The 10,465-nt window shown below is 52.6% G+C and carries 12 protein-coding genes and 1 pseudogene; 2 read left to right on the forward strand and 11 right to left on the reverse strand.

Annotation, left to right across the window (positions count from 1 at the left end; translation table 11 throughout):
- Positions 1-71: 71 nt before the first annotated feature.
- The 11 genes from sseB to trmJ all read right to left on the reverse strand — a co-directional run bounded on the left by sseB (position 72) and on the right by trmJ (position 9,060).
- On the reverse strand, positions 72-848 hold the full coding sequence (gene sseB, locus EA14781_RS20080) for an enhanced serine sensitivity protein SseB (RefSeq protein WP_002461557.1): 777 nt from the start codon (positions 846-848) through the stop codon (positions 72-74).
- Between the two features lie 142 nt (positions 849-990).
- Complete coding sequence (gene pepB / locus EA14781_RS20085; RefSeq protein ID WP_000133589.1) at positions 991-2,274, reverse strand: aminopeptidase PepB; 1,284 nt, start codon at positions 2,272-2,274, stop codon at positions 991-993.
- A gap of 177 nt (positions 2,275-2,451) precedes the next feature.
- A complete protein-coding gene (gene iscX, locus EA14781_RS20090; RefSeq protein ID WP_000523614.1) occupies positions 2,452-2,652 on the reverse strand; it encodes a Fe-S cluster assembly protein IscX in 201 nt (66 codons plus the stop codon).
- 11 nt (positions 2,653-2,663) lie between these two features.
- Positions 2,664-2,999: an ISC system 2Fe-2S type ferredoxin gene (gene fdx, locus EA14781_RS20095; protein WP_001124471.1), complete on the reverse strand. Its 336-nt coding sequence runs from the start codon at positions 2,997-2,999 to the stop codon at positions 2,664-2,666.
- Position 3,000: 1 nt separating this feature from the next.
- Complete coding sequence (hscA, locus tag EA14781_RS20100) at positions 3,001-4,851, reverse strand: Fe-S protein assembly chaperone HscA (RefSeq protein WP_001196633.1); 1,851 nt, start codon at positions 4,849-4,851, stop codon at positions 3,001-3,003.
- Between the two features lie 16 nt (positions 4,852-4,867).
- On the reverse strand, positions 4,868-5,383 hold the full coding sequence (gene hscB, locus EA14781_RS20105) for a co-chaperone HscB (RefSeq protein WP_000384429.1): 516 nt from the start codon (positions 5,381-5,383) through the stop codon (positions 4,868-4,870).
- A gap of 96 nt (positions 5,384-5,479) precedes the next feature.
- Complete coding sequence (gene iscA / locus EA14781_RS20110; protein WP_000028953.1) at positions 5,480-5,803, reverse strand: iron-sulfur cluster assembly protein IscA; 324 nt, start codon at positions 5,801-5,803, stop codon at positions 5,480-5,482.
- Positions 5,804-5,819: 16 nt separating this feature from the next.
- On the reverse strand, positions 5,820-6,206 hold the full coding sequence (iscU, locus tag EA14781_RS20115) for a Fe-S cluster assembly scaffold IscU (protein WP_000331708.1): 387 nt from the start codon (positions 6,204-6,206) through the stop codon (positions 5,820-5,822).
- A gap of 27 nt (positions 6,207-6,233) precedes the next feature.
- On the reverse strand, positions 6,234-7,448 hold the full coding sequence (gene iscS / locus EA14781_RS20120) for a cysteine desulfurase (protein ID WP_001295373.1): 1,215 nt from the start codon (positions 7,446-7,448) through the stop codon (positions 6,234-6,236).
- Between the two features lie 115 nt (positions 7,449-7,563).
- Positions 7,564-8,052: a Fe-S cluster assembly transcriptional regulator IscR gene (gene iscR, locus EA14781_RS20125; RefSeq protein ID WP_001241354.1), complete on the reverse strand. Its 489-nt coding sequence runs from the start codon at positions 8,050-8,052 to the stop codon at positions 7,564-7,566.
- A 267-nt stretch (positions 8,053-8,319) separates the two neighbouring features.
- Positions 8,320-9,060 carry a tRNA (cytosine(32)/uridine(32)-2'-O)-methyltransferase TrmJ gene (gene trmJ / locus EA14781_RS20130; RefSeq protein ID WP_000940025.1) on the reverse strand — a complete coding sequence of 247 codons (741 nt, stop codon included), beginning with the start codon at positions 9,058-9,060 and terminating at the stop codon, positions 8,320-8,322.
- Positions 9,061-9,178: 118 nt separating this feature from the next.
- On the opposite strand from trmJ, the gene suhB reads away from it, so the two are divergent.
- Positions 9,179-9,982 carry an inositol-1-monophosphatase gene (gene suhB / locus EA14781_RS20135; protein WP_000553445.1) on the forward strand — a complete coding sequence of 268 codons (804 nt, stop codon included), beginning with the start codon at positions 9,179-9,181 and terminating at the stop codon, positions 9,980-9,982.
- Positions 9,983-10,127: 145 nt separating this feature from the next.
- Positions 10,128-10,465, forward strand: a pseudogene (locus tag EA14781_RS20140) (alpha/beta hydrolase); the annotation flags it as partial.

Genomic DNA, 10,465 nt, shown 5'->3' on the forward strand with positions numbered 1-10,465 from the left:
CCTATCCGTCGAACCAGTGAAATAAGCCTTTGCAACAGATAAGCCCGAATGCCGCCCTTTGGGCGGCATATTTAAATTATCCGATTCTGTTTAAAGTCACGCAAAAAGCCACCCCAGCGACGTTCATAGAATGGCGCAATATGTTCGGTAATAAAGTGGCTAATTCCTTTTTCCCCTTTTTTCACCTGGCAAATATCGATTGGTTCATCGCCAGGTAATGTATCAGTCGCTACACTTCCCGCCGCCTGAATAATTTCTTCAATATCGCCATCGGCTTCAATGCCAATAAGTAAATTAGGCTGTGCCTCTTCGTTCTCTTTAATTGAGCAAATAAAAGCACGCTTCACCGGCTTAATGGTTTTAAATAAGGTGGTGAGTGAATCAATCATTTGTGCTGGCGGCTCTGCGACTTCCGATAATATCAGCGACTCACCGCCTTCCAGTACTTCCTGACTGCTCAGCGGATTTCCCTCTTCACCAATTAGCAAACTGATTTCACGCGGCATAAATTCTTTACCGGTTGGCAGTTTGGCATTAAGGAAGAGCGTTTCACCAAGGGTCATCTCAAACAGTGTGCGAACAGGCATGACGACAAATGCCTGTTCATCTTCAACCGCCTGTTGAAGTGCTTCTAACGAGGTGAAAAAAGGAATGACGCTGGTGCCATCTTCTTTTTCCCAGTGCTGTAAATCGAGCGCGCTGTCCTCAACCACAGCCTCACCCTGCGCCGCCGTACCTGGCACCCAGACGGTGGATTCCAGTAGAGTGCGGAAAAAAGCCGGACGGTGCGCCGGTTCGGTTGCTGCTTTTTCCAGCAGGTCTTCAAGTTCGTTTTTAATTTCGGACATAAGAACCACAATTCATTCAACGTTCGGGGCGAAAGTGCCTGATGCGCTACGCTTATCAGGCCTACAAGGAAATCGCAATTTGTTGAACTTGCAATATTTTGTAGGCCGAATAAGGCGTTTACGCTGCATCCGGCATATGAGTTTACGCCGTTAACAGATTAGCAATCGTGCGCACACCCAACCCGGTCGCCCCCGCAGACCACTGTTCAACCGGCGCTTTGCGATACGTTGCCGAGCAGTCGATATGCAGCCAGCCTTGTTGATAATTCTCAACAAAGTGCGACAGGAATCCCGCGGCTGTGCTCGCGCCTGCCGGATAAGCAGCACTACCTGTATTGTTCAGTTCGGCAAAGTTAGACGGCAACTGGTTGCGGTGAAACTCCGCCAACGGCAGACGCCAGAACGGTTCGTTCTCCTGTGCGGCACTCGCCAGCAAGCGTCCAGCCAGCGCATCGTCAAAGCTGAACAGCGCGTGATAGTCATTACCCAGCGCAGTTTTCGCCGCCCCGGTGAGGGTCGCCGCATCAATAATCAGTTCCGGTTTCTGCGCACTGGCGTCAATCAGGCCATCTGCCAGAACCAGACGCCCTTCCGCATCGGTGTTCATCACTTCAACTTTTTTACCGTTGCGATAGGTGATGATATCCCCCAGTTTGAACGCATTGCCACTGATCAGGTTATCCGCACAGCAGAGGAACAGCTTCACGCGCTTGTTCAATCCGCGCGTAATGGCAAATGCCAGCGCCCCAGTAACCGTTGCCGCACCGCCCATGTCCGACTTCATCGAGTCCATAAACGCGGTCTGTTTGATGCTGTAGCCGCCGGAATCAAAGGTGATACCTTTACCTACCAGACATGCATACACCGGCGCTTCTTTATCGCCAGTTGGGTTGTAATCCAGCGCCAGCAATACCGGAGAACGTTCGGAACCGCGCCCGACAGTGTGCAGCCCCATATAACCTTGCTCACGCAGATCTTCACCTTTGGTGATCCGATAAGTCACACGATCGCCCGCGACGTTGCTGATCAGATCCACAGCACGCTGTGCCAGTTGTGATGGCCCCAATTCTTCAGCCGGTGCATTGATGGTGTCACGCACCCAGTCGATGATCATCAGGCGGTTATCCAGTTCCTGACGTTGGGCATCGTCCAGCTCAGGCCACTCGACTTTACGCGTGCCTTTCGGGGCTTTGTAACCTTGCCAGAATGCCCAACAGCGATCCGCATCCCAGCCTTCACCGCTTAGCTGAACATGCTTGATGCCCAGACCATCAATCTTGCGCGCCGCACGCTGAATAAGCCCCAGATCGTCAGCCCCGTTCAGGTGCAGGGTTATGCCATCATTATTAATGCTATAAGTCGCTTTTTCTCCCCAGCGCGCGTCAGCAGGTTGGGTCGAGAGGGTAATCTTCATCGCTTCTGTCATTTTAGTTATCCTTATTTGTAAAAGGGCCGCCAGTTGGCAGCCCCAGGATTTTTCCGCTAAATGATTCGCGTTGCAGGAAGGCGGCAAGTGAGTGAAGCCCCAGGAGCATAGATAACTATGTGACTGAGGTGAACGAGCGCGGCCAACGCATCTGCGGCGTGAAGCATGACGCGGAAATCACTCGGCTTCGTCCAGCCAGACCAGCAAAATCGCTTCGAGAATTTTCTCGTTCGATGCCTGCGGGTCGTCGTCGAAATCTTCCAGCTCGCAAATCCACTGATGCATATCGGTGAATCTAACCGTTTTCGGATCAATATCGGGATATGCATCGTACAGTGCTTCGCCTATTTCGCGGCTATCGGTCCACTTAAGTCCCATACTAACCTCTGTTAATGCTCACGCGCATGGTTGATAGTGTAACGCGGGATTTCGACCACTAAATCTTCATCGGTGACGCGCGCCTGACAGCTTAAACGGCTTTCCGGTTCCAGCCCCCAGGCTTTATCCAGCATATCGTCTTCCTGCTCTGAGCTTTCCGGCAGCGAGTCAAAACCTTCACGAACGATGCAGTGGCAGGTGGTGCAAGCACAGGATTTTTCACAGGCGTGTTCAATCTCGATACCGTTACGCAGCGCAACGTCGAGAATGGTTTCACCGCTATTTGCTTCCAGAACAGCGCCATCAGGGCAGAGATCCTGATGAGGCAAAATAACAATCTTTGGCATATTAAACCTCGTCCACGGAATGGCCTTTCAGCGCACGACGAACCGACTGGTCCATGCGGCGAGCGGCGAAATCCTGGGTTTGTTTTTCTACGTTTTTAATCGCTTGTTCGATGGCGTCAACATCATCACCCTGCGCCACTTCACTCAAGTGAGCAGCAGCGTCATCAATGACCTGACGTTCTGCGGCGCTTAACAGCGCGGCATCAGCAGCCAGCGCGCCGTTCAGGCTTTCCAGCACACGCGCCGCTTCTACTTTTTGTTCAGCCAGCATACGCGCTTTTACGTCCTGCTCGGCATAGCTCATCGAATCTTTAATCATTGAGGCAATTTCGTTGTCGGTCAGACCATAAGAAGGTTTGACCTGGATAGACGCCTCAACGCCAGTGGATTTCTCCATCGCGGTTACACTCAGCAGACCGTCGGCATCGACCTGGAACGTCACGCGGATATGCGCACCGCCAGCCGGTAACGGCGGAATACCGCGCAGTGTAAAACGCGCCAGCGAGCGGCAGTCCTGCACCAGTTCACGCTCACCCTGCATAACACGGATAGACATCGCTGTCTGTCCATCTTTAAAAGTGGTGAAATCCTGGGCGCGGGCCACCGGAATCGTGGTATTACGCGGGATCACTTTTTCTACCAGACCGCCCATGGTTTCGAGACCCAGCGACAGCGGGATCACATCAAGCAGCAGCATTTCACTGTCTGGCTTGTTACCCACCAGAATATCCGCCTGAATCGCCGCACCAATAGCGACGACTTTATCCGGGTCGATGGAGGTCAGCGGCGGACGACCGAAAAATTCACCCACCCGTTCACGCACCAGCGGCACGCGAGTAGAGCCACCAACCATCACCACTTCCAGAACTTCATCGGCTTCTACGCCCGCGTCTTTCAGCGCACGACGACAAGCCAGTAAGGTTCGTTTTACCAGTGGCGCGATCAGTTCGTTGAATTGTTCGCGGCTGATTTCACCCTGCCAGCCCGCAACATTCACGGTCACAGAGTCCGCATCGCTCAGCGCGATTTTGGCCGCAATGGCGGCATCCAGCAATTCACGCTGAACGCGGTTATCGCTACGATCAGGAATACCTGCCTGTTCGCGAATGTAATCTGCTAACAGATGGTCAAAGTCATCGCCGCCGAGCGCGGAATCACCGCCGGTCGCCAGCACTTCGAACACGCCGCGACTTAAGCGCAGAATGGAAATATCAAAGGTACCGCCGCCAAGGTCATAAACAGCGATTACGCCTTCCTGACCGGAATCCAGCCCGTAGGCGATAGCCGCAGCGGTCGGTTCATTAAGCAAGCGCAGAACATGCAGCCCCGCCAGACGCGCCGCGTCTTTGGTGCCCTGACGCTGGGCATCATCAAAGTACGCCGGAACGGTGATAACCACACCATCCAGCTCGCCTACCAGGGCTTCAGTCGCCCGCGCCGCCAGTGCTTTGAGGATGTCCGCGGAAACGCGCACCGGATTCAGCAGCCCCGCCGCCGTTTCAATCATCGGCAGACCGTTTTCGCTGGCCTGGAATTGATAAGGCAAATGCGGATAGCGTTGCTGGATATCAGCCAGCGAGCGCCCCATCAGGCGTTTAACAGAACTAATGGTATTGGCGGTGTCTAGCGCTGCGTTAGTACGCGCGTCATATCCCACCGAATGTCCTTGCTGTTGATAATGAACAACAGACGGCAACAGGTGACGGCCTTCATGGTCGGCTAACGTTTCGGCCTGACCACTGCGTACTGTCGCCACCAGCGAGTTGGTTGTGCCCAGGTCGATACCGGCCGCCAGACGACGCTGATGCGGCGCAGCACTCAAACCAGGTTCACTAATTTGTAATAAGGCCATGTTTAGCTTCCAGAAATTAAAAATCGAGCAGTTTTTCTTCGAGTTGTTCGGCACTGCTTCGCAGTTTATCGAGAAAACGCAGCTTACGCACGGTATCCGCCGCCGCGTCCCACGTCTCATTGTCTAACTGTTCAACCATCAGCTGATGGCGGATATCAAACATTTTTTTCACACGTTTGATAAAGCTTTCCAGCCGCGCTTCATCTTTCGCCTGTTCGATCTCGTCCAGTTCTTCGCGCAGTTCCAGCTGTTCCATCAGAAAGGTCGTGTCGCGCACAGTATGCTGTTCGCTGGCGAGCTCAAAACCGTGCAGCGAAAGCAGATATTCCGCCCGCATCAACGGATGACGTAACGTTTGCCATGCCTGGTTAATAGTTGCAGATTGCTGTACAGCGGCGAGTTGCTCCGCCGGGCTTCCACTGGCGAATTTATCAGGATGATACTGACGTTGTAGATCCTGAAAACGCAGGCTTAGCGCCTGGGTATCGACTTGATAACGGGCAGGCAAGCCAAAGAGGGTGAAGTAATCCATAACATTCTCAGGGCTGCGATCCACTGCAATAGCAGCGGATCAGGTAAAACAAACCCCACGCGCAGGCGACCACGGTGGGGTTATCGGGTATGCGCATCAAACGTGGAAGCTTTCGCCGCAACCACACTCATCTTTAACGTTCGGGTTGGTGAATTTAAACCCTTCGTTCAGGCCTTCTTTTACGAAGTCCAGTTGCGTACCGTCCAGAAATTGCAGGCTTTTGCCATCGACCACGACTTTCACGCCTTTGTCTTCAAACACGATGTCTTCCGGCGTCGGTTCGTCAACAAATTCCAGTACATAAGCCATACCTGAACAACCGGAGGTTCTCACGCCCAGACGCAGGCCAAACCCTTTACCGCGGTTAGCCAGAAAGGTATTTACTCGCGCTGCTGCACTGTCGCTCAGTGTAATCGACATAACCAAACCTCAACTCTTATTTTGCTTCACGTTTGCTTTTATAGTCCGCAATGGCGGCTTTGATCGCGTCTTCTGCCAGAATAGAACAGTGAATTTTCACCGGCGGCAGTTCAAGTTCTTCAGCAATATCGGTGTTTTTGATCGCTTGAGCTTCTTCCAGAGACTTCCCTTTCACCCATTCGGTCACCAGGGAGCTGGAAGCGATAGCGGAACCGCAGCCGTATGTTTTAAAACGCGCGTCTTCAATGATACCTTCATCGTTGACTTTAATCTGCAACTTCATCACGTCGCCACAGGCCGGTGCACCCACCATGCCGCTGCCCACGTTCTCGTCGTTGTTGTCGAAGGAACCCACGTTACGCGGATTCTCGTAATGATCGATAACTTTTTCGCTGTAAGCCATTATAAATTCTCCTGATTCCGATACCGATTAATGATGTGCCCATTCGATGCTGTTCAGATCCACGCCCTGCTTGTACATTTCCCACAGCGGAGAAAGGTCACGCAGACGACCGATGGATTTACGAACTAACTCGATGGTGTAGTCGATCTCTTCTTCAGTAGTAAAACGACCTAAAGAGAAACGGATAGAGCTATGTGCCAGCTCGTCATTCAGCCCCAGCGCGCGCAGCACGTAGGACGGTTCGAGGCTTGCCGACGTACAGGCGGAACCGGAAGAAACCGCAAGGTCTTTCAGCGCCATAATCAGCGACTCACCTTCAACGTAATTGAAGCTGACGTTGAGAATGTTCGGCGCACCGTGTTCCAGGTCACCGTTCAGGTAAACTTCTTCGATATCTTTGATGCCGTTCCACAGACGGTTACGCAGGCCGCGCAGACGTTCCATCTCGGTCGCCATCTCTTCTTTTGCGATGCGATAGGCTTCGCCCATACCGACGATCTGGTGAACAGGCAGCGTGCCGGAACGCATACCGCGCTCGTGACCGCCGCCGTGCATTTGCGCTTCGATGCGTACGCGCGGTTTACGACGCACATACAGCGCACCGATACCTTTCGGGCCATAAATCTTGTGGCCGGAGAAAGACATCAGGTCAACTTTCAACTGGCTCAGGTCGATAGGCAGTTTGCCCACGCTCTGGGTTGCATCAACGTGATAGATAATGCCACGAGCACGGCACATTTCGCCGATAGCCGCGATATCCTGCACCACGCCGATTTCGTTATTTACGTGCATGATGGAAACAAGGATGGTGTCGTCACGCATCGCCGCTTCGAGTTCTTTCAGATCGATAATGCCGTTACGTTGCGGCGCCAGATAAGTGACTTCGAAACCTTCGCGCTCCAGCTGGCGGCAGGTATCCAGTACCGCTTTGTGTTCGGTTTTGCTGGTGATGATGTGCTTGCCTTTTTTCTGATAAAAGTTGGCAGCACCTTTGATCGCCAGGTTGTCAGATTCGGTTGCACCAGAGGTAAAGACGATTTCACGCGGGTCAGCACCGACCAGATCGGCAATCTGATTACGGGCGATATCTACTGCTTCTTCAGCCTGCCAGCCGAAACGGTGAGAACGGGAGGCCGGGTTACCAAAGGTTCCGTCCATCGTCATAAACTGCATCATTTTCTCGGCAACACGCGGGTCCACCGGCGTGGTTGCGGAGTAGTCGAGATAAATCGGTAATTTCATTGCTCTATAAACTCCGTACATCACTCAATGCAAGGAACCAGGCTACCGGCTGGATGTACGACCGTGTTTACGGAGCGCGATACGCCCCGGCCTGATTCTGAATACTTTTTATCTTTTATGCGCGCAACTTAACATCAATTGCATCGTTACGATTGCTGCGTGGCGCGTCGTGAGTATGCTGACGACCAGACACATCCAGCACTTCCTGGTTATTAACCAGTTCGCCTAAAGTAATGTTATTGAGAAAACCGGTGAGACGGTCGCTCAAATCACGCCACAGCGCGTGGGTCAGGCACTTATCGCCGCCCTGACAGCCGCCTTTACCCTGACAACGGGTGGCATCTACAGATTCATCAACGGCGCTAATCACTTCGCCAACGGCGATGCTGCTGGCATCTTTGCCTAACAGATAACCACCGCCTGGTCCACGTACGCTGGACACCAGACCATTTTTACGCAGACGGGAAAACAGTTGTTCCAGATAAGAAAGGGAAATTCCCTGACGTTCAGAAATATCAGCCAACGGTACCGGGCCTGCTTCGGAGTTGAGCGCAACGTCCAGCATTGCGGTCACGGCATAGCGCCCTTTAGATGTCAGTCTCATGTCTTACTTCACCTCAAACTCGCCCCTGCCCGGGGTTTTTTATTGTAAAAGTGGGGGTATTGCATAGCAGGATCAAGTCTGACATTCCCGAGTAATTTGGTCAACTATTTACTTGACTGATTTAGTCGGGTATTTAACCTTCAGTGCCATTTTTTTCGTGGCGTTTGTACCTGTTGTCGGATGCGGCGTGAACGCCTTATCCGACCTACGGGTCTGTACACTGTAGGCCTGATAAGACGCATTACGCATCACATCAGGCAATAACGGTTATTCGGCCTTGTTACCTTTATTCTGCTGCTCAATAGAAGCCAGAATCCCGCGCAGGATATTCAACTCCTGGCTTTCCGGGCGCGCACGGGTAAACAGACGACGCAGCTTATTCATCACCTGCCCCGGATGGTTTTCACGAATAAAACCGGTTGCCAACAGCGTTTGTTCGAGATGACCATAAAAACGCTCCAGATCATCGACCAGCGGATACGGCGTCTCTTCATGCTCAACCTGCTCGCCGTTTTCCTGAGTCGCCAGCCAGGCCATGCGCACTTCATAAGTAATAACCTGTACGGCCATCGCCAGGTTCAACGAGCTGTATTCCGGGTTAGCCGCAATCGCGACATGGTAATGGCATTTCTGCAATTCTTCATTGGTCAGGCCAACGCGCTCGCGACCAAAAACCAGCGCCACTGGCGTATTAGCGGCTTCGGCGACGCTTTTCAGCCCGCATTCACGCGGGTCGAGCATTGGCCACGGCAACGTGCGCGAACGCGCGCTGGTGCCAACCACCAGGCTACAACCGGCTAACGCTTCGTCGAGCGTATCGACGATGTGAGCATTACCAATCACATCGCTGGCCCCTGCGGCCAGGGCAATCGCCTGGGAGTCAGGTTTCACCAGTGGATTAACCAGCCACAGATTGGTTAATCCCATTGTTTTCATAGCCCGGGCAACAGACCCCATATTGCCGGTGTGTGACGTCTCCACCAGCACAATTCGAATATTTTGCAGCATTGTCTTTCTTCGTCTAAAGATTATTTGCGCATCTTATCATAAAACGAAGACAGATTCCGATCTCGCTGCTATACTCTGCGCCGTTTTCCCGTTCTTTAACATCCAGTGAGAGAGACCGATGCATCCGATGCTGAACATCGCCGTGCGCGCAGCGCGCAAGGCGGGTAATTTAATTGCCAAAAACTATGAAACCCCGGACGCTGTAGAAGCGAGCCAGAAAGGCAGCAACGATTTCGTGACCAACGTAGATAAAGCTGCCGAAGCGGTGATTATCGACACGATTCGTAAATCTTACCCGCAGCACACCATCATCACCGAAGAAAGCGGTGAACTTGAAGGTACCGATCAGGATGTTCAATGGGTTATCGATCCACTGGATGGCACCACCAACTTTATCAAACGTCTGCCGCACTTCGCGGTATCTATCGCTGTTCGTATTAAAGGCCGCACAGAAGTTGCTGTGGTTTACGATCCTATGCGTAACGAACTGTTCACCGCGACTCGCGGTCAGGGCGCACAGTTGAACGGCTATCGTCTGCGCGGTAGCACCGCTCGCGATCTCGACGGCACTATTCTGGCAACTGGTTTCCCGTTCAAAGCAAAACAGTACGCCGCCACCTACATCAACATCGTTGGCAAACTGTTCAGCGAATGCGCTGACTTCCGTCGTACTGGTTCTGCAGCGCTGGATCTGGCCTATGTGGCTGCTGGTCGCGTTGACGGTTTCTTTGAAATCGGTCTGCGCCCGTGGGATTTCGCGGCAGGCGAGCTGCTGGTTCGTGAAGCGGGCGGCATCGTCAGCGACTTTACCGGTGGTCATAACTACATGCTGACCGGTAACATCGTTGCCGGTAACCCACGCGTTGTTAAAGCCATGCTGGCAAACATGCGTGACGAGTTAAGCGACGCTCTGAAGCGTTAATGACTCAGGCGGGTGATATCCACTCACCCGCCCTCGCCTTTCAGGCGCTATTCCGAAATACTTCCTCACCGCTTTACTTTCTTTCGCCACTCTCCCACCATCTTTCCCCGATTAATGGATGATAAAGAAGTCACAAGGAAAGGTTATGGCGCTGCCAGTGAACAAACGCGTTCTCAAAATTCTGTTTATTCTCTTTGTTGCTGCTTTCTGCATTTATTTAGTACCGCGCGTCGCCATCAACTTCTTCTATTATCCAGATGACAAGATTTATGGTCCCGACCCCTGGGCGGCAGAATCTGTTGAATTTACTGCCAAAGATGGCACTCACCTGCAAGGATGGTTTATTCCTTCGTCGACGGGTCCCGCCGAAAAAGCCATCGCGACTGTTATCCATGCTCATGGCAATGCCGGGAATATGTCCGCACACTGGCCGCTGGTCAGTTGGTTACCCGATCGCAATTTCAATGTATTCATGTTTGGGTG

This window comes from Escherichia albertii NBRC 107761 = DSM 17582, assembly GCF_000759775.1.
GTDB lineage: Bacteria > Pseudomonadota > Gammaproteobacteria > Enterobacterales > Enterobacteriaceae > Escherichia > Escherichia albertii.

Bases quoted from the DNA above. Each gene is read 5' to 3' on its own strand.
- iscX (WP_000523614.1), bottom strand. From the start codon at position 2,652: ATGGGACTTAAGTGGACCGATAGCCGCGAAATAGGCGAAGCACTGTAC.
- fdx (WP_001124471.1), bottom strand. From the start codon at position 2,999: ATGCCAAAGATTGTTATTTTGCCTCATCAGGATCTCTGCCCTGATGGC.
- iscS (WP_001295373.1), bottom strand. From the start codon at position 7,448: ATGAAATTACCGATTTATCTCGACTACTCCGCAACCACGCCGGTGGAC.
- pepB (WP_000133589.1), bottom strand. From the start codon at position 2,274: ATGACAGAAGCGATGAAGATTACCCTCTCGACCCAACCTGCTGACGCG.
- iscA (WP_000028953.1), bottom strand. From the start codon at position 5,803: ATGTCGATTACACTGAGCGACAGTGCAGCAGCGCGAGTAAATACCTTT.
- hscB (WP_000384429.1), bottom strand. From the start codon at position 5,383: ATGGATTACTTCACCCTCTTTGGCTTGCCTGCCCGTTATCAAGTCGAT.
- suhB (WP_000553445.1), top strand. From the start codon at position 9,179: ATGCATCCGATGCTGAACATCGCCGTGCGCGCAGCGCGCAAGGCGGGT.
- trmJ (WP_000940025.1), bottom strand. From the start codon at position 9,060: ATGCTGCAAAATATTCGAATTGTGCTGGTGGAGACGTCACACACCGGC.
- hscA (WP_001196633.1), bottom strand. From the start codon at position 4,851: ATGGCCTTATTACAAATTAGTGAACCTGGTTTGAGTGCTGCGCCGCAT.
- iscU (WP_000331708.1), bottom strand. From the start codon at position 6,206: ATGGCTTACAGCGAAAAAGTTATCGATCATTACGAGAATCCGCGTAAC.
- sseB (WP_002461557.1), bottom strand. From the start codon at position 848: ATGTCCGAAATTAAAAACGAACTTGAAGACCTGCTGGAAAAAGCAGCA.
- iscR (WP_001241354.1), bottom strand. From the start codon at position 8,052: ATGAGACTGACATCTAAAGGGCGCTATGCCGTGACCGCAATGCTGGAC.